The organism is Halomonas sp. AOP7-B1-5 (genome assembly GCF_052353045.1).
In the GTDB taxonomy this organism is placed as follows: Bacteria; Pseudomonadota; Gammaproteobacteria; order Pseudomonadales; family Halomonadaceae; genus Vreelandella; species Vreelandella colorata.
Genome location: NZ_JBQTDC010000010.1, coordinates 12,710 through 32,264, shown reverse-complemented (window position 1 = coordinate 32,264; position 19,555 = coordinate 12,710). Strand labels below are relative to the sequence as shown.

The window sequence follows — 19,555 nt, the reverse complement described above, 5'->3', positions numbered from 1 at the left end:
TAGAGTTATACATTTATGGGCGCACTGCTAACACCTTCGCGTGTCAAAGCTATTCAACAATTTGTTGAGCGTTTGATCGAGCGGCTAAAACCCTGGAGCTGGCTTTGGCCACCGATGGCGTTCGCCGCGGGGCTGGGTAGTTTTTTTCTGGTTGACCGCCAGCAGTGGCTAGGCGCGGCCTTGGCGCTTGGCCTGCTGTTTACCTGGGTGCTGTTACTTTCCGAAAGCTTGATTGGCCGTTGGTTAGCACGGCGCGGGCACCCTACCTTGCCCAGGGGCGCCACCACCTTTATTGCCCAGATGATTCACCAGGAAACGCTGTTTTTTACGCTGCCGTTTATTTTAATTACCACGGTATGGAACAGCGGACAAACCCTGTTTGCTTTATTTGTGGTGGTAATGGCGCTGCTCTCGATTATTGACCCACTGTATTACAAAGTCGCTGGCCGGTGGCGCAGCCTGTATTTTGTTTTTCATGCGCTTTGCGTCTTTTTAGTGGTGCTGGTGACGCTACCGATCATGTTGCACCTCACCACTGGCCAAAGCCTATTGCTGGCGATGTCACTGATGGTGCTGGTTGCGCTGCCCAGCTTTTGGCATTTACTTAAACGCCACTCGTTAAAGCGCTGGTGTGCTTTTTTAGGATTAACGTTAGTGCTTGCTTATGCTGCCTGGCTAGGTCGCATCTGGGTGCCGCCCGCAAGCCTCTGGATGACCGGTAGCGCGCTTTCTCCTGCGCTCAATATTCAACAGCGCACGCCTCAGGGCTCGATCGCGCTTACTCCACAGGCTATTCGTGAAAACGGCCTGTATGTCTATACCGCGATTCGCGCCCCGCGCGGCTTGAGCGAAACGATCTACCATGCCTGGCGGCACAATGGTGAACCCTTGGATATCGTCACGCTGGATATTAATGGTGGCCGCGAGCAAGGCTATCGAGCGTGGAGTCATAAGCTTAATTTCCCGGAAGACCCCACCGGTGACTGGCGAGTGGATATCATGACCGATAGCGGCCAGCGCTTAGGGCTTATCCGCTTTACGGTATCGGAAGACCCGCAGAAAGCCTCCATAGCGGATAGTACTATTCGCCCTAGCGGTTTAAGCGGGCTTAATCTACGCCGGTTTGTGCCCGGCGGACGGGATAATTCCGAGGTATCAATGGATGACTAATTTGACCTATGCTTGCAATCAGAGCCATTGCTTATGACAATTCATCCTCTCACTTTTTAGTAGCGAGTTGCCCATGGCTTCATCGATTGGTTTTCGTCTTGCACGCCTGCCGCATTTGTGGCGTTCGATTTTAGATCGCAGGCTGGCCCCGCTGGGGCTAACCCAAACGCGCTGGGTCACGCTATATCATATCTGGCGTTTGGGTGAAGGCCATCCACAGTGTGACCTGGCTCGTGTGATTGGCGTAGAAGCGCCTTCGCTAGTGCGTACGCTTGGCCAGCTTGAGGAACAGGGCTTGGTTGAGCGACGCGCCTGTGACAGCGACCGCCGCAGCAAGCGCATTTTCCTTACCCCAGATGCCATGCCGCTTCTTGAGCAGATTGATAGCGTTGCCAAAGAAGCACGCACTGAGATGCTAGCAGGCTTGAGTGATGAAAATATTGAGCAGTTGGATAAGTGGCTGACCGTCATTGAGTCTAACGGGCTTGCCATCCAAGCCCGCGACCAGGAAACACCGCCTGAGACGCAGACTTCTTCAACGGCCTCCTCAACACCCGCTTAATCAAGGAACGGGGGAGGCATCACGATTGGGTGTATCAAACCCTTTTTGGATCGGATCGTCCGCTAACCCTCCAAGCTCACTACGCAGTTGATCGAATGCAGCTGCGTAGACCCTCAAACGCTCCGCCGTCTGTGATTCCCACCACCATAGCGCCAACCCGGTTGAGCTAGACTCCACGACCAGTGCATCCTGAGGCAAACGCTCAAGCAGCTCCTTCAAGATTTGCTCTGCCGCTTGCGGCAAGGGTCGCAGCGGTGCGATGCGCCAACGCCAGCCGGCACAGTAACGCTCCAGCGCACTGCTTGCATTACTGTCACGCACCAGTAAAAAATCAGGGCCTGGGGCTGCTTGCGGGTAATACCACCGGTAGGCTGGCATCAGGCCTTTAAAATGATGCAGCGGTGGTTTTTCAAGCTTAACGCTAATGCCATACTCAGCGGCACAGTTGCGCAATACCCCTTGGCGTTTTTGGCGCGGACTAGGCTTTAGCCACATGACCGGCGCTGAGACGAAGATCAAAACAAAGATAATTATTAACCATTCCATTGCTACTTTAACCTCACTTAAGCCACACTAACTTAGCTACTTAAAAAAACCATGACGCAGGTCGTTGTGAAGACAAGGTACGCCACCTAAAGTAATAATTATTAAACAAAGCGATTTCTTTGTTACTCACTGCTGAGGAGAAGTGTCATGAGCTACCACCATATTCTGGTTGCCGTCGATTTAACCAAGGACTCTCACAAAGTTCTGGAACGTGCTGTGGTGATTGCTGAACGCAATAACGGCGCCAAAATTTCCATCATGCATACCCTAGAGCCCCTCGGTTTTGCCTATGGTGGCGATATTCCGATGGATCTTACCAGCATACAAGACCAGTTGGATGAACATGCCAAAACGCGCCTGGCTGAAATTGCTACCCCGCATATAGCACCCGCCGACCAGCACGTTGTGGTAGGCATGCCGGATACTGAAATTCACCGTTTTGCCGCTGACCATGATGTCGACTTAATCGTGGTAGGTTCCCATGGCAGGCATGGCTTTGCCTTACTGCTGGGGTCTACTTCGACCGGAGTGTTACACGGCGCCCAATGCGACGTGCTTGCCGTACGGGTTGGCAACAAAGGTGAAAAAAGCGTCGAGTAAGGCGTGAGCTAACGCCGAAAAACGTCTCACCAGGAACATAAAAGAAGGCGCCTTGCGGCGCCTTCTTTTTTAATCACCCGCAACCATTGCCTCAAGTTCCATCCAGCGCTCCATTGCGGTTTCCAGCGATTGCTGAACAGCCTCAAGCGCTTGAAGTCTTGCGGTTACCGTACTGGCATCCTGTTGATAAAAAGCCGGATCACCAATCTCCTGTTCCAGGGTTTCAACCTCACTTTCTAAACACTCAATCTCTGCGGGCAGCGCATCCAGCTCACGCTGCAGCTTATAAGACAGCTTAACCGTCTTCTTGGCCGGTACGGCCGCAGGCGCCTCAACTTTTTTAGCTGGCGCCGATGAGGTAGGTTCCGTTTTCTGACGGGCCGCCCCCTCCCAGGGTGCAGGGGGAAGCGTTCCCCCCTGACGAATCCAGTCGGTATAGCCGCCGACGTATTCCCGCACCTTACCTTCGCCTTCAAAGGCCAGCATGCTGGTCACGACGTTGTCCATGAAGGTTCGGTCGTGAGACACCAGCAGCAGCGTGCCGTCAAAATCAAGCAGCAGCTCTTCAAGCAGCTCCAGGGTTTCCATATCCAGGTCGTTGGTCGGCTCATCGAGTACTAACACATTGGCCGGCTGGGTAAACAGCTTGGCCAACAGCAGGCGATTGGATTCACCGCCCGAGAGCGCTTTGACCGGCTGACGCACACGCTCAGGGGTAAATAGGAAGTCCTGCAGGTAGCTCATCACATGGCGGTCTTTACCGCCAACGCTTACCCGGTCACTGCCCTGGGCCACGTTATCATAAACGGTTTTTTCCAGTTCAAGCCCGGCACGCAGCTGGTCGAAATAGGCCACTTTAAGGTTGGTACCCAGCTGTGCGCTACCTTCGGTTGGCTCAAGTTCGCCAAGCAGAATTTTGAGCAGCGTTGTCTTGCCCGCCCCGTTGCGTCCCAGAAAGCCAATACGATCGCCCCGCATTACTTCAAGGTTGACGTTGCTCAGGATCACATCATCGCCAAACCGCTGGGTAACGCCTTTAAGCTCAACAACCCGCTTGCCGGTGCGCTCGCCGCGATCCACCGTCAAGTTGGCCGTGCCCTGACGCTCGCGGCGCTGGCTGCGCTCGTTGCGCATAGCTTCAAGTGCGCGAACGCGGCCCTCATTGCGGGTACGCCGCGCCTTGACGCCTTGACGTATCCAGGCCTCTTCCTGCGCCAGCTTTTTATCAAATTCAGCGTTCTCCCGCGCTTCCACCTCAAGCTCATGCTGCTTACGGGCCTGGTACTCTTCGTACTTACCGGGGTAGCGCCCCAACTGACCGCGATCCAGCTCCAGAATATTGGTCGCCAGCTTGGAGAGAAATGCCCGGTCGTGGGTAATCAGCAGCACCGCGCCGTTAAACGCCAAGAGCTGCTCTTCAAGCCAGGCAATCGTGTCCAGATCCAGGTGGTTGGTCGGCTCATCGAGCAGCAACAGATCCGGCTCAGAAACCAATGCACGAGCCAGCGCCACGCGCCGACGCCAGCCACCGGAGAGCGAACTCATTTCAGCAGCGGGCGGCAGGCCCAGGCGGGTAAGCACCGTGTCGATACGTTGATGAAACGACCAGCCATCGATGGCTTCCAGGCGCGTTTGCAGCGTCGCCATGCGATCCATGTCAGGGTCGGGATCATTGATCAGATGGTCGTACTCAGAGAGCAGCTCGCCTGCTTCCGGCAACCCCTGGGCCACCATATCGAAAATGGTCATGCCCGAAGACTCAGGCAGCTCCTGAGCCAGTACGCCTATTTTCAGGCCCGGCGCCCGCCAGACCGAACCGTCGTCCGCCTGAATATCACCAGCGACCAACTTTAAAAGCGTAGATTTACCGGTGCCGTTGCGCCCGACCAGCGCCAGCCGCTCGCCTTTTTCTACCGTAAGATCGGCGCGGTTCAATAGTACTTGGGTGCCGTAGGCAAGTTGCAGCTGTTCAAGTCGTAACAAGGTCACGCAGTATCCTCCTTCGTCGTGAGGCGCACAGTGTAACGCATGCACTCATTACGCGCGTGGTCCTTATAGAGTCAAATGCATTAACGTCAGTAGCGCTATTAGTCGATACTTGCGCTTAGCGTTACAATGGCGTTTGGCTTTTTCGACGTTTTTACTTTCTCGACAAAGGAGTGACGCTTGGCTTCATCGACTGTCGATAGTTTTATGCCCGAAGCGCTTCAGTTTCGTTCTCCTTCCCCGCTGGTGGATATCGGCGCTAATTTGACGCACGAGAGCTTTGATCGTGACCTTGCCGATGTCATTGCGCGCGCTCAGGCGGCGCAGGTCAAAACGCTGATTGTGACCGGTACGGATCTGGTGCATGCCGAGCAGGCAGTGATGCTGGCGAAGCAATACCCGGGCCTTTACGCTACGGCGGGCGTTCACCCCCATGATGCCAGCGGCTGGAATACAGAAATGGCGCACAAGATGAAGGCGCTACATGCGTTACCCCAAGTCGTTGCCGTGGGCGAGTGCGGGCTGGATTTTAATCGCAACTTTTCCACGCCAGCTGAGCAGGAGCATGCGTTTGAAGCGCAGTTGGCCCTGGCCGTGGAAAGTGGCCTGCCGCTTTTTTTACACGAGCGTGATGCAGGCGTGCGAATGCGCGAGATACTCACCGCTTGGCGTGATGATATCAGCGACGCTGTCGTGCATTGCTTTACCGCTGACCGCGATACGCTGCACGGCTATCTTGACCTGGATATGCATATTGGCCTGACCGGCTGGATCTGCGACGAGCGTCGCGGCCATCATTTGCGCCCGCTGGTTAATGATATTCCTCTGGAGCGCTTGATGGTGGAAACCGACTGCCCTTACCTGCTGCCCCGCAACCTGCCCGCTAAGCTAAAGGGACGCCGCCATGAGCCAGCGCTTCTACCGTGGATCGTAAAAGAAATTGCCGAGTGGCGCGGCATAAGCGAAGCTGAACTAGGCAGCGCTACGACAAGAACTGCACAGCGTTTTTTCCGCCTGCCCACAGAATATTGAAAGGAGTACGAGCGTGGCCGATTACCCAGGATTTATTGCCATTGAAACGGGCGAAGACGATGGTCTCCCCCTTGCCATTGCTTGGTCACTACCCGACGGGCGCGTTAAAGAAACCTTGATTCAACCAGACGACAGCTGGATCAAGGAAGACACCAATGCCATGGGTTCCTATAGCATTGAAGAACTAGAGAGCCTAGGCGTTAGCCCGCTTGAAGTGATTCGCGAGCTCGAGAACGACCACTTTTCGGCGACGCTTTACACAAGCGATAACGGCGATGAAGAAGCCGCACTTGCACGGCTGTTTGATACTTACGGGCTGGACCCATTTGTCGAGCTAGCCCCTGCCCCGGTCCTCTATCCCTCACTTGAGCCGGGCGAATGGCACCGCCAGCGACGCGAGACCTTCAGCGAGTTGGGCCTGGAGCCCATGCGCCCAGAGCATGAGCTTGAAGTCATGCTCTCCTTGCACCAGCGCTTGACCGATACGGATTAAGCATTAACAGCCACAGGCGCGTGATCTAAGACCGACCGGCCTTGGGCAATCGCAGCAGCTAGCGGCTCTTCGCGCTGATAAAACGACGTCAACGTCACGTAAAGGGCGTTGGCGCGCGTGGGCAGGCCTTCCTGTAGATAGCGCTGTTTTCGGGCGTTTACCTTCTCGGCAAATGCGGCACGATCCACTTCAACATTGCCCCCCAAATTGTCCACGCTGACATGAAAGGTACGCCCACACGCGTCGGCAAACAGTGATTCCAACGCCTGAGGGGCTATTTCGGCTTGCTCAAAAGCACTCTGCTCCTGGGCATTGCGCCCATCAGGCAAATACCAGTAGCCATAGTCTTCCAGCTGACGGCGCTTGGCACCGGCAATACACCAGTGGCTCATTTCTAGCAACCTCATAACCATATATGTACATCAATAACCATTTGATTAATAAGCATTAAAAATAAAATCTTGTAAACCAGAAAATATCATCAAAAATGTACAAAACGGCGAAAAAAAATTTCTTTTGTACATTTTCATGTATCTAGCCCGCCCACTAAAGTCTAGGAAGCTCGATCACGAGAATCTGGGCCAACTCACAACAGGTGTGCACCTTACGAAACTATGCGTCTGAGGAAGCAAACTAGTCATGCAGTCGGGCGAAGACTGTATTTGGCTAAATCGAATATATATCCTATATCTAGCTACCCTAAAAACATTGGTTGCTCGAAACCATCAAATGTGGGCAGCCATTCCTTGTCATTTTTAGCGGATTCATAATGGTATTCCGTTGTAGAGAATATAACCTGAGCTCTTTTCCCTTTACATATACTCTTCAATTTCGAGATGAAAGCGGCAAAATCCTTAGTTTCAATATCATGCTGGCGAGGCGTGTCCAGAATAAGGAACTCTACCGAATTTCGTTCGCTTGAAATGAAAAGCTCAAAAAACGCTGCTCTTAGAGCCAGGACAACCCTCAACAAAGTACTGCCACTAAACTGGGAAAGTTTTTCCGTTCCAAACAAAACGCCAAAATCAGCATCAATGGTAATATCTCTTGAAACATTTTTGGTACTAAGAACATCCAGCCATTCAACAACCTTTTTCCGATAAGAGGTCCTGAACTCGAGAACCCTCAAGTCACCAGACCCGGTTCCGGGCTGAAGTGAAGCTATATCGTTCTGAAGAGCGCTACGTATATTCAGCAAACCAACATAGTCCCGCTTTTCTGATTCAATTCGCTCAATAAGATCCTTCCTACCCTGAAAATCAATAATGGACTGGGTTATCGCGCTTATGGCAGCTATTAACGAAGTTGTTTCAGGTTCATTCTTTTGTTTCTGAAGACTTCCCCTAATCGACTCTACCTCTGCTTCAAGCTTCCTAAAAGCCTCTCTATATTCTTCGAGCCTAATTTCCTGGAAACTTGTATTTCTATCAAGGTCCTTGATCTGGTCCCGTAGATACAAAAGGTTTTTACCGTAAGACTCCGAACTACCGAGAAAAAGTCCACACCCTTGTGCAGAACAGACATCCTCAAATGAGGTGAACATACGCCTGGATTCTTCGTTCAGGGAAAGTGTATTGATTTCGATCTCAATTTCACTCTGAATTTTCTTGAATCCGAAAACTCTGCTTTCCAAATCGCGAATATTTGAATCCAGCTTCAGTTTTTCGTTCTGCTTCTCACGCACCATTCGCTTTAGTATATATCCAGCATCACTGGTAGCGTCATAGCTGTCGCGTAAATTATCAAGTTGAGCGGTTAAGCTTTTCAGTTCTATATTGATTTCTGTACTGGTCGACTGAGCCGCCCCTCTTTGTTCTTCCAATCGCTGAATGAATTTTTCTTTATTAACGACTTCAACGTTTACAGCGTCGAGCTCATTCTTCCTTTCTATCAGAAATCGTTTGTTTTCGAAAGAATGCTTAGCAGGAACTCCCAGCGCAAGCCGTACCATCTCCGAATACTGATCTTTTATAAAACTCGATGGTGCTTTATATGCGCTGGTATAGCCTGTGTCCTGGTCAATATAGAATAGAGGTAAAAACGAGGACACATACGGATATGAAGGCTCGTTCTGGTTTGATGTCAGTGCAACAGTAGATATACCAAGTTCTCTGAGAAAAAAGTCAGAGGCATCTCGCTCATTATAAAACACATGAGCTTTATCTTGACCGGTGGACTTACATTTGAGATAAAAACTCTTCGAAAGCTCTCTCTCAAAAGTCAGGATTTTATCCTCGTGCTCCACTCTCAATATAACAGAGCCACATTTCGCGATTATATCGTCACGATACCTGACCGGATAACCTAGAGCATAAGCTATGGAATGAATAACGGGTGTTTTTCCGCTCCCGTTCGGACCGTATAGCTGGGTAATATCATCGCCAAACTCAAGAAGCTCCGATTCCCAGCCGTTTTGACCGGATGACATTATCTTTAAATCTAAAAGTCTCATCACAGTTCCATTGAGATTTGTTTTTCTATTTGCAAATCAAGATAATTTCTTTCCATTAACTTAAGCGTAAACCCCAAATCTGAGTCAGAATCAACCGCCTTGGAAATAATTTTCTTACCCAGCTCTTTAATTTTGATCCTAGAATCTTCGCGATCCACTTCCACAAGGTTAGCCAACTCCAAGAAGGTAAGAGCTTTGACAGTTCGCATTCTCAAATTCGCTGACCACCCCAAATGCTGGGATGACCCTTTAAACCCGGAAAACGTTCTCTCGAAACACTCTCCGACCAGCTGTCCTATCTCTTCGGACTTTGGTTTTCTCCGAGACTTTGATAACAAGAGAATCGTCATTGCCAATAAAGGCAAATGAAAGAGAGCCTCATTGCTAAGACGATGTTGTCCTGCGATACCGACATCTTCAAAAGAGAGGTGTATGTTGCTCCGTTCGGCTTCAGTGAAAAACTCATCAAAATTCATCAGGCGCTCCCTCTCACCAAGGTCGAGAAAACTGCACCGAGCAATAAATCTTCATTCAGTGTTGTAGCCAACCCCTCGCCTTCAAGGCTGCTAAAAACACCACGAATTCTTCCCTTTAATTCTTTGATTGATTCTTTAGAATTAGTCCAACCGAATGCATTGGACTCAATCTCATCCAATATAAAATTCAGATCGAACTCAGGAATTGTATGCCGTTTGTCCCTGAACCAGATATCCCAACGAACCTTACAATCCGATACATATTCAATCATTCGTTCGCTTGCACCGGCTTTACTCATTATTCTATGAATAATTGATGCGTTCTTAATAGCACGGAGGTCGCCACTGGCTTTCAGGTGCCGATATGCTTCCTTCGAGATGCTGAGTATATCCAACATCTCCAGAAGCCCTATCCCAGCAGCTTCATCCAGTTCGGATTCATCAAGGTCCTCAATCAATTTCCCAAACGACTTTCTTTCAACAAGAGAAACGAGATTGTTGATTATCCCCTCACACTCCGAATGCTGAAGATCAATCTCGCTATACTTGTAAATAGTGTCCCGCGCCAAGGCAAAAAACGTATTATCTTCAGGGTTAAGATAAGGGGTATTCGACTTAAGCTGAAGTTTCTTTACACGCTCGATGACGATTTCATCATTGATAGGACTATCAGGACACAGAGACTCATTAAAATTTTCGAGCAGCAGCTTATAGTGATTATTTTCACTTCCGTTATCGATTGCTTCTCGCAGATTCTCGACATCATCATCGAAATGGATATTCGTAAGAAACACCACTCGCCCACAAGAGTTGTTAAATTTAATCGTGTGGACAAGGAGCTTTCCGAGATAGCTGGATGCAATTTTAGACGGGTCGGCCTTTCGTGCTGATTTTCTCATCCCGAGAATATCATTAACAGACCACTGATCGTTAAGCTTCTTTTTGGTCTTTACCTGGTAGAAGTTATAGATGTGGTTGCCATTCAGGTTAAGACGCGACACAAAGTCATCCTGATAGTCGCAATAGACACGATCAAGTTCTTCATCTTCAAGCAGCGATAGGCACTCAAATGCAGCGCCCCTGAACTGGGCCTGATACCTAGCAATAGTATCTCTACCCACGTTCTCTCTGGGCGCTACTTCGTGAATTCGCGGACTCTGATTATCACTATCGGCCATATCTATTTTCCATAAGCAATCCGCCACCCGGTCAGGATGTATAACCCATCATGCCATCGACATCAGTAGCCTTGATATACCTGGCCGGTGCTTCAATGTCCGAGGCGATCTCCTCGAAATGCTTCTCGCCGCATTTGATCTTTGCGCCTTCAGCGTGACGCAAGTCACCCCACCATGTGCTGCCCTTGGTCTCGACAACGAAGTATAGTTTTTCCTGGCCCTCATCATCTACAACAACGGCCCAGTCTGGGTTGTAGGTTCCGAGCGGTGTCGGCACCTTGAACCACGACGGCAGCTTGGCGTAAACCTTGACCTTCTCGCTCTTCTCCAGGTCCTCGGCAAATGTCTTCTCGATACCGGCAGAGTCATAGACAACATGGGTGTAGACAGACTTCTGCGTTTCCAGCGTGTTCTTCAGGTAGCCTTTCAGCTCTTCCTGCTGGAATAGCTCTTGGGCGTAGAAGTGCTCTTCCCCGATCTTCCGGTACTTGATCCCGTCCACCAGAGCCAAGCGCTTGGTCCGGTTGATGGACTCCGAACAGTAATCGATAAATTGCTGCGGGTTCCGTTTGAAATCCTCCAGCCGCATGCTGTCACGAAGGATTTTGACAATGCTCTTACGCGTGAGCTGGGTCTTGTCCTGCAAGTCGGTAATGATGTCAGGCAGCTCGATGTCATCCTCGTGGATAGTGGTGTAACCGGATGCCGAAGTCTCGTCGGCTCTAACGCCACCCTTCCCTATGGCGATATCGGCTTTCCGGAATTGCGCCCGCGTTTTGGTGATCGGCGGGCAATCGCGAATGGCCTCGGCACAATCGGCTATCAGCTTGTCGTTGTCGAACTCGACACGATAGGTGGTCTTATACTTGATCCGCTCCCAGAGCGCCTTGAACTCTTCACTTTGAAGGACAGCCTCGCGGGTTCGGATAACGCGGCGGTCATCGGCATTTTTGATGTCCAGCTTACCGGCAAGCTTACGCAGCACGGCCTGCACATCGACAGCAATGGCCTCGGCCTGCTCATCGCCGTGCTGATCGGCAAGCTCCTGCTTGATCTCGTCAGGTAGCGCAAACGAACCGTCTTTGATGGAGGTTCTCAAGGTGTCCTGGACCTTGCCCTTGGCATCGACGAAGCCCTCGTCTTTCAGGAACTTCCATATCTTCTCGGATTGCTTGATACCAAGGTTGGAAACCTGGCCTTTGTCATCAACTGTCTTGATCGTCGCGAACTGGTGCTGTTCGACAATACCGAAGCGGATGCCGGTGTCCTCCTCGATCTCTTTCTGGAGGTTTTCGGCAAACTGTTCATAGTTTTCCGTGGCAATGACGGTCAATGTATTGATGTCGTTACCGCGAAGGCGCAAGCCCTCCTGATTGACGCACAGACGCAAACCACGTCCCAGCGTTTGCCGCCTTTCCCGCTCGCTCCCCATTTCACGTAAGGTGCATATCTGGAAGACGTTGGGGTTGTCCCAGCCTTCCTTCAAGGCTGAATGTGAGAAGATGAACTTCAGCTTGGTATCAAAGGACAGGAGCTTTTCCTTGTCTTTCATGATCAGGTTATAGGCACGCTCGGCGTTGTCTCTGTTGGGCTGATTGTTTTCGGCAGTATCGACAGACTTGCCTTTCTTATCGATGGAGAAATAGCCTTCATGTACCTCTGCCGCATCCGTATCAAGGTCGATCTCGGCAAAGAGGCTCTGGTAGTCGGGTGACTTAGCCAGCTTCCGGTACTCTTCCTCGAACATTTTGGCGTACTTAGCTTTAACCGGATTGCCGTCTGCATCGTACTGCCGGTAATGTTCGACACTATCGATAAAGAACAGGCTCAGGACCTTGATCGGCTGCTTGTTGGCCGCAAAGGTCAGTTCCTTGTCCAGGTGCTCCTTTATTGTCCGGCGGATCATCATGCGCTTAACCGCATCCGGATCAACGCCGCCAATTGCATCACCCGGCCTTAATACTTCATCAAATCCGTCACCTTTGACCTCGATAGACTCATTGTCTTTGCCGCACGTAATCGTGCCGATCTGCATATTTTCATAGATCGTCCGGTTAGCGATCTGCTCCAGATCGTCACCGTCTTCAACAGTCAGGAATTCACGGCGGATATTCTTGCCACGCTGGACATCGATCTCGATCTTGGCCGTAATCGATCCCTTCCGGTTGTGTGTAGAGACCAAGCGGACATAGGGCTTGTTATGCCCTCCGTCGATTTCCAGAGAGGCAACCTCGATCTGCTTCACCAAGCCGCGCTCATAGGCATCCACGGCATCAAGACGATACGTCATGTGGTGCTTATCAACGTGAGTTGCTGAATAGCGCAACGTGCAGAGCGGGTTCATGGCGGTAAGGGCTTCTTTACCCTTGCCTGTTAGGCCCCCGTCAACACTCTGGGGTTCATCGACGATGATGATGGGATTGGTTGCACGTACCAGATCAATCGGCTTTTCACCACCGGTGTTCTCGTTTTCCTTATAGAGGTTGTTGACCTCTTTCTTGTTAATGGCCCCGACGGTGGTGACCATGATCTGGATGTTCGAACTGGTGGCGAAGTTGCGTACCTGTCCCAGCTTCGATGAGTTGTATTGGAAGTACTCGTACCCCTTGGCTTTCGGGTAGAGCCCTTCAAAATGCTCCTGCGTGATCTGGAGTGTTTTATAAACACCTTCCTTGATCGCGACAGACGGCACAACAATCACGAACTTGGAAAAACCGTAATTCTTGTTGAGCTCGAAGATCGTACGGAGATAGACATAGGTCTTACCGGTCCCTGTCTCCATCTCGACGGTAAAATCGCCACTTGCCAGGCTCTCCGACGGACGAAGGCCGTTAGCGAACTGGATAGCCTTCAGGTTCTCCAGAATCTCATTATCAATCAGCTTTAGGCGGTTACCGATACCCAGGGAACTTTCATCAAAGCCCAGTGAAGCCTGCGGGCCAGTCTCAGGCCGATAAGTGACCGTAAACTCGGACCGTGAGATTTCCTGTCCTTTGAACAGACCTACTACCGACTCAACGGCGGATTGCTGGTAATCCAGATCGTCTTCAAAATGCAGCTTCATAAAAACGCTCCTTACAAGCTGCGCACATGGCTGATGCCGTTCTGTTCAAGAATGGCAGCCATGTTGGTTTTTGAAACGTCATCACGGAACGCGCTGTCACGGAAGAAGACGTGAGTCTTGGAGCTAGGCGATAACTCCTTATGCCAGTCCAGAATTCCTTGCGCTATATCTTCCACTTGTTCACGGCTTATTGACTCATCCAGAAAAGCAAAAAGCACCCCATAACCGATTGAGTAGACGTTCTTTCCATCAACTTCGCGGCTTTCAATTGGAACAGCAAGGTCTACACCACGTTTAAGAAGCAGCTCGTAAAGGATATCCTGCTCACTACGTCCTTCGATTAAGTGTTTTTCGTGAGAGAGCAGCGATGACTCGATATCAAATGTGTCGGGGTTCCAAAGCAAGATATTAGAATTGGATAGACGAAATACTTTTACGCCTTTATCGAATAAAGAATCTTCTACAGACATCTCATTAGAGCAGTTAACAATTCTCTTTAACGCGATCTCAGCAATACTTCTAAAACCAGACTTATAAGCATCCGTTTTTTCTTCACATTTTTCAGGAAGCTGGACACATATATAACGAACTCGACTTTTCGTTTCTTTATTAAACTCCAAAACTGCATGTGCGGTAGTAGCAGACCCGGCAAAGAAATCTAGGACAATATCAGACTCATCAACAGTTTGTTCCAGGATATACTTTATGAGCCCTACCGGCTTAGGAGTATCAAATATACTTTTGCCGATTAGGTTTTTAACCTCCAAAGTGCCGGCCTCATTAGAAAACTCCGGCCCCATCCAGATGGACTTAGGCTTAATTCTCTTTTCACCATCTTCAGACTCTGCGTAGTCAATCTGAAAAACATCCCAGCGTTTTTCCTTTCCTACTGTCCGACCAGTCAATTCATTAATTCGTTCTGCAGAAGTATCTTTTCCCCATCTCCATCGACCATCTGTACCATCAGAAAGTTTTGGAAGTACCTCTTCCGAAAATGTTTCAGACTTCTCAAGAGAAATGGAGCCTGAACCTGGATTCACGTAAAAAGGATAGTACATGTTGGGACGGTCCTCACGCTTGGCACCAGAGCCCCTTTTTCTCAACCCCTGTAACCTGTACTTTCTTCCTTGATCATCAACTTCGTTATAATCGTTCAAATATTCAGTAGGCAATGGAACGCCTTTAGTAATAAAGCCACCTTTCTGATACGCCAAGAGATAGTTATGTGCTGTAGCAAAGTATCTGTCGTCGCTCCGACCTTTCAAATTGCTTACTACAGAGATTTTACCCAAGAAGTTTTCTAATCCAAATATCTCATCACAAATAGTCTGCAAGTTTGCAGATTCATGATCATCTATAGATATAAAAATAACTCCGTCGCTTTTTAAGAATGACTTAGCAAGCTTCAATCTCGGATACATCATAGAAAGCCAATTGCTATGGTATCTTCCATGACTTTCAGTACTTGATGAAAACTTCATACCTTCATCATCAATCTGTCCAGTATATTTGAGATAAGTGTCCAAGTTTTCCTGGAAGCGATCCGGATAAATAAACTCTTTCCCAGTGTTATAGGGAGGATCGATATAGATCATCTTGACCTGGTTGGCATAGCTCTTCTGGAGAAGCTTCAGCACCTCAAGGTTATCGCCCTCGATAAACAAGTTCTGTGTCGTGTCCCAGTCCACGCTTTCTTCCGGGCAAGGCAGCAATGTTCCGGTAGAGGGAGCCAGAGCGATCTGCCTGGCTTTCTTCTTGCCATGCCAATTCAGGCCGTACTTTTCTTCGCCTTCATCAAGCACTGAAGCATCCCCAAGCAACTGACGAAGAGTATCGAAATTCACTCCTCCTTCAGTGAACGCATCTGGGAAAAGCTCCTTCAGCTTTTCGATATTCTCTGAAATCACGTCCAGGCTTCGTCCATCCTCAAACTTCACTTGTTTCATCATGCTACCTTTTCAAAATCGTATAAATTCGGTTCAATTAAAGACAGCCCTTGATGGCGGATACCTGGTCTTTAATCTGTTTAATCTTTGTGTTCAGCTCTACCTGACGCCCCATCTGCTTTTCTTTCTTCAGCTTATTGGCGAGTTCCGCTTTTTTAAACTCAAGCCGTTCCAGCTCTTTAAGCTTTCCAAGTCGATCAACCGACCCCGTTTTTCCAACATCATCCAATATGAACGAGCCACTATGTTCGGCACAGTTTATGGCTATAACACGCTCGGTAAATGATTTGTAGAATTCCCAAAAATTCTTAAAAGAAAGGTTGTTGATAGATAGACTCTTTAGAAAAGCAGTCTCTTCATCTGTTTGTTCTTTAAGGTTTATACAGTCCGTGCAAATGGTATCTTCAATAACCCATTTTTCCTTGTCAGCCTGGTTTATGCGCTTATCGGTAAGACTAATAGAAAGATAGTCTTGCCCTTCGAAACCGGTGGAAAATATCAACACGAGAGGATACGGAATTGAGCGCTGGATAAAACCGGCTATACGCTTCATTCTTGTACGGCTAGTCAACTCGACCAGAAGAATCGCCACCTCTTCATATTCACGGTCGGAATCCCTGTAGGCCGGAATGTTGATCGTGCCGGGCTTGAAGGTATACAGCCAACGAATTTTGCTAACATCATCCTTCAGACAGACTTTATCGGTTGCGTCCAGTACCCCCATATCAAGGAACATCTTTTTGTAAACCGGCTTATTTAGCTGGCAAGACGCCGGAACCTGCAAGCCGCCTAGAAAATCTTCGAGGTTATAAATATCCATTTCTTACCCTGACTAATCGAGAAGGACGAGATAGGAAACGACCGCAAAGTCTTCTATTCCCTGACTACTGGTGGCGGTCAGCACTGTTCCGCCTTTAGCAAACAGGCTTTGAACGCCTTTTTCTTCGCTCTTACCGGCAATGCTATCCACGGCTACGGCCAGCAGGTGCTGATAATGCTCCATGTCGGAACCGTTCTTTGTGACCGCGTTGAGCTCTTGCGCTGCAACTTTATCTACACCATGGGCCATAAAGGCCTGACGCTTCATCAAATCCAGAACTTTTTTACTTTGTGTAAAATTAAGCCGGATGTCTGCATCATCGGTAACATAGACGAGGAAATACGGTGATAGCGGATAGTTATCATCCACCTGGACGGCTTCGCGACCTGTCCTGATGTTCTTCAGGCAGAAGACGACACCGGGCTCAAGGCCATCCGTTTTCAACACTTCATCTAGCTTTATCGCGGCAAACATCCCAAGGGGGGCTTCTTCCAGGTTCTGCTTTTCAGTCTTAAGGTAATCCGACAAATCCATGCGGAAATCGTTAAGCGTCAAGTCGGTGATAGAGACACCGCCCGTCATGTCCTCCAGATCGACTACCGTATCCTTGAGCTGTTGCAATTGTTTGCGGCGGTACTCAAGATCGTTCATCTCTTTGGCATTTTCGTCAATGACGTTCTCTTCACCGGTGGCGGAAATATCAAGCAGCACCATGCGCCCTGAGACCCTGGCCTCCAAGTTGATATACTCATCCAGCTCCATATTCGGCCAGAAGTTGATAAGCTGGATTTGGGTGTTCTTTGATCCCAGCCGGTCAACACGGCCAAAACGCTGGATAATCCGGACGGGGTTCCAGTGAATGTCGTAGTTTATAAGGCTGTCGCAATCCTGAAGGTTCTGGCCTTCACTGATACAGTCCGTTGCGATCAGCAGGTCGATTTCCTGAGTCGCATCAGGGTCAACTTTGGCACGTTCCTTTGATACCGGCGAGAAGGCCGTCAGAAGGTTGTTCAGGTCCGACCCAAGCCCGCCGAGTGTCGCCTTGTTTGTTCCTGTACCCGTTATCAATGCGCTGTGGATACCAAGCTCTTTCGACGCCCAACCGAAAAGATGGGTGTATAGGTACTGTGCAGTATCCGCAAAGGCGGTAAAGATGATGACTTTCTTGTTGCCGAGATTTAGCGGATTCTCCACCTTTCGGGCAATGGTCGTTTTGAGTTGCTCTAATTTGGCATCCCTATCTGCCGTCACCTGCTTGGCGTGTTCAAGGATGCTTTCGAGCAATAGATGATCCGCTTCGAGCTCTTGCCTAAAGCGGATGAGATCCATGTCCTGCAACAGCACTTTGGTTTTATTGCCGATCAGGAATGGCTCGAACTCAGGACTGTCCATTTCGATGTCCTGAATATCTTCGATGTTCAGGGCATCAACATCACCTTGCTCATGCTCATTGAGCTTGCCGAGCAGCGCATCGACCTGGACGAGAAGCTTTTCAACGGTCAGGGAGAAAGAATGGATCGAGCTTTCCATGCGCTTCAACAGGTTTACCCGCATCAAGTGGATCAGGCTTTCTTCACGGTCGATTTGTTTGAAGACGCCCTTACCCGCGCCTACAGCCTTATCGTAACGGCGCGCATACTCTTCCTTCTTGTCGTTACGAACAAACTTAAGGGGCGAGTAACCGGCCAGCGATAGCCGCCGGATGGTCTTGTTGACCTCTTTCAGTGGCGGGAACTCATTGGACAGGTCGATATCCGCATAGATATTGACCGGCTTCAGCCGCGTCGGGAATTTCCCGATGTCGGATGTGCCGTAGTATTTCTCGATGTGCTTACGCGAGCGGGCAATCGTGACGACATCCAGTAGCTTGAAGTAATCAAAGCTCATGCTGTCCAGCAAGGTGGCTGTCGTGCGGTTTTCCACAGGCTCATTGAGCCACGAGTTGAACTGCCGCTGGGCAAGCCGCAACGTGCTTTCGATGTTCTTGATCCCGACACCCTGAAAGGCGTCGTCCTGGCCTTCGGTGATGAACGCGATCTGATTCTTAAGATCATTCATCCGGTTATTTACCGGCGTGGCCGACAGCATCAGGACTTTGGTTTTGACGCCTGACCGAATGATGTCGTCAAGCAGCCGCTCATAGCGGGTTTTCCCTTCGGCCTTATTCGGGTTATTCCTGAAGTTATGGGACTCATCGATGACGATAAGGTCATAGTTACTCCAGTTTAGGGTTTCAAGATTGATTTCCCCTGAATAGCCTTTTATGCGGCTGAGATCAGTGTGATTCAGTACATCATAGTTAAACCGGTCACTGGCAAGCAGGTTCCGCTTGTCATTGATGGTGTACATAGTCCAGTTATCACGCAGTTTCTTCGGACAAAGCACCAGTACACGGTCATTGCGAAGCTCGTAGTATTTGATAACGGCAAGGGCTTCAAAAGTCTTACCAAGGCCGACACTATCGGCGATGATGCAGCCGTTGTGCTTTTCAAGTTTGTCGATGGCCCCCAGCACACCATCTTTCTGGAACTTGTAAAGCTTGTTCCAGACAGTCGTGTCTTTGAATCCAGTTTTGGTTTTGATGATGTTTTCTTCATCAATGTCTTCCAGGAAATCCTTGAAGATGTTGTAGAGCGTCAAAAAATATATGAAATCTGCTGGCTGATCTGCCGCGATGAAATCCAGTTGCCGGATCAAATCGGCTTTGATGTCTTTTACCGCCGTTTTGTCATCCCAGATCGAATTGAACCAGCCTATAAGCTGCTGGCTTGTTCCAGGATCGCTAATACCTGTATTCATTTGAAAGCGGTCGGACTGTACTTCGCCTAGACCAGCGGGACTGAGCGTGGCACTACCATGCACCGCAAAATCCGGCTCATCGGTATTCTGTATATGAAATAGGTTTTGGTTGCTCTGATTCAGGCCATTAGACGCTTTGACTTCAACCTTGCCGGATAGCCACTTGACGCACTCCTGGGCAATACGCTTCTGATCGAGCTTGTTGGTAAGCCGTAATTCATTTTCCGAGCCTATAAGAGATTGCAGGCTCGAATGCGGCCAGTCAGTCAGCAATAACCGAACGTCCGATAATTTTGGAAATTCTTTCTTGAGGGAGGAAAAACCATAAAGCGTGAATAACGCAGACAGCACGGACAACTTCGACCCTTCATAGGCCTGAGCCTTTAGCTCCGTTCCCACATAGCCGCTATTCTTGTTATCCAACAACATAG

The 19,555-nt window shown here is 49.5% G+C and carries 14 protein-coding genes and 1 pseudogene; 5 read left to right on the top strand and 10 right to left on the bottom strand.

The window, feature by feature from the left end; genetic code table 11:
* Positions 1 to 15: 15 nt before the first annotated feature.
* Both ACT3XD_RS07315 and slyA read left to right on the top strand, forming a co-directional pair.
* A complete protein-coding gene (locus ACT3XD_RS07315; protein ID WP_192537657.1) occupies positions 16 to 1,170 on the top strand; it encodes a DUF5924 family protein in 1,155 nt (384 codons plus the stop codon).
* A 73-nt stretch (positions 1,171 to 1,243) separates the two neighbouring features.
* Entirely contained in the window at positions 1,244 to 1,732 is a 489-nt protein-coding gene (slyA, locus tag ACT3XD_RS07310; protein ID WP_192537658.1) for a transcriptional regulator SlyA, read from the top strand.
* Here slyA and ACT3XD_RS07305 read toward each other — a convergent pair whose 3' ends face one another.
* On the bottom strand, positions 1,733 to 2,278 hold the full coding sequence (locus tag ACT3XD_RS07305) for a preprotein translocase subunit YajC (protein WP_192537659.1): 546 nt from the start codon (positions 2,276 to 2,278) through the stop codon (positions 1,733 to 1,735).
* 147 nt (positions 2,279 to 2,425) lie between these two features.
* On the opposite strand from ACT3XD_RS07305, the gene ACT3XD_RS07300 reads away from it, so the two are divergent.
* Entirely contained in the window at positions 2,426 to 2,878 is a 453-nt protein-coding gene (locus ACT3XD_RS07300) for a universal stress protein (protein WP_192537660.1), read from the top strand.
* A 69-nt stretch (positions 2,879 to 2,947) separates the two neighbouring features.
* Here ACT3XD_RS07300 and ACT3XD_RS07295 read toward each other — a convergent pair whose 3' ends face one another.
* A complete protein-coding gene (locus ACT3XD_RS07295; protein ID WP_192537661.1) occupies positions 2,948 to 4,867 on the bottom strand; it encodes an ATP-binding cassette domain-containing protein in 1,920 nt (639 codons plus the stop codon).
* A 204-nt stretch (positions 4,868 to 5,071) separates the two neighbouring features.
* On the opposite strand from ACT3XD_RS07295, the gene ACT3XD_RS07290 reads away from it, so the two are divergent.
* The gene (locus ACT3XD_RS07290) at positions 5,072 to 5,896 is read left to right on the top strand and encodes a TatD family hydrolase (protein ID WP_412767943.1); all 825 of its coding nucleotides are present in this window, start codon (positions 5,072 to 5,074) and stop codon (positions 5,894 to 5,896) included.
* A 13-nt stretch (positions 5,897 to 5,909) separates the two neighbouring features.
* Positions 5,910 to 6,389, top strand: a complete 480-nt coding sequence (locus ACT3XD_RS07285; protein ID WP_192537663.1) for a hypothetical protein — start codon at positions 5,910 to 5,912, stop codon at positions 6,387 to 6,389.
* Here the strand turns inward: ACT3XD_RS07285 and ACT3XD_RS07280 are convergent.
* The 8 genes and pseudogenes from ACT3XD_RS07280 to ACT3XD_RS07245 all read right to left on the bottom strand — a co-directional run.
* Positions 6,386 to 6,805: pseudogene (locus ACT3XD_RS07280) on the bottom strand (elongation factor P hydroxylase); the annotation flags it as partial. The gene ACT3XD_RS07285 and the pseudogene ACT3XD_RS07280 overlap by 4 nt on opposite strands.
* A 278-nt stretch (positions 6,806 to 7,083) precedes the next feature.
* Positions 7,084 to 8,841 carry an AAA family ATPase gene (locus tag ACT3XD_RS07275; protein WP_192537664.1) on the bottom strand — a complete coding sequence of 586 codons (1,758 nt, stop codon included), beginning with the start codon at positions 8,839 to 8,841 and terminating at the stop codon, positions 7,084 to 7,086.
* Positions 8,841 to 9,317, bottom strand: a complete 477-nt coding sequence (locus tag ACT3XD_RS07270; RefSeq protein ID WP_192537665.1) for a hypothetical protein — start codon at positions 9,315 to 9,317, stop codon at positions 8,841 to 8,843. Before ACT3XD_RS07270 ends, ACT3XD_RS07275 begins: the two co-directional genes overlap by 1 nt.
* Positions 9,317 to 10,495, bottom strand: coding sequence for a dsDNA nuclease domain-containing protein (locus ACT3XD_RS07265; RefSeq protein WP_192537666.1), 1,179 nt, complete (start codon positions 10,493 to 10,495; stop codon positions 9,317 to 9,319). Before ACT3XD_RS07265 ends, ACT3XD_RS07270 begins: the two co-directional genes overlap by 1 nt.
* Before the next feature lie 31 nt (positions 10,496 to 10,526).
* The gene (locus ACT3XD_RS07260; protein ID WP_192537667.1) at positions 10,527 to 13,559 is read right to left on the bottom strand and encodes a type III restriction-modification system endonuclease; all 3,033 of its coding nucleotides are present in this window, start codon (positions 13,557 to 13,559) and stop codon (positions 10,527 to 10,529) included.
* An 11-nt stretch (positions 13,560 to 13,570) separates the two neighbouring features.
* On the bottom strand, positions 13,571 to 15,505 hold the full coding sequence (locus ACT3XD_RS07255; protein WP_192537668.1) for a site-specific DNA-methyltransferase: 1,935 nt from the start codon (positions 15,503 to 15,505) through the stop codon (positions 13,571 to 13,573).
* A gap of 37 nt (positions 15,506 to 15,542) precedes the next feature.
* Complete coding sequence (locus ACT3XD_RS07250) at positions 15,543 to 16,325, bottom strand: DUF4391 domain-containing protein (protein WP_192537669.1); 783 nt, start codon at positions 16,323 to 16,325, stop codon at positions 15,543 to 15,545.
* A 12-nt stretch (positions 16,326 to 16,337) separates the two neighbouring features.
* Positions 16,338 to 19,553, bottom strand: a complete 3,216-nt coding sequence (locus tag ACT3XD_RS07245) for a helicase-related protein (protein WP_192537670.1) — start codon at positions 19,551 to 19,553, stop codon at positions 16,338 to 16,340.
* Between the last annotated feature and the right edge of the window lie 2 nt (positions 19,554 to 19,555).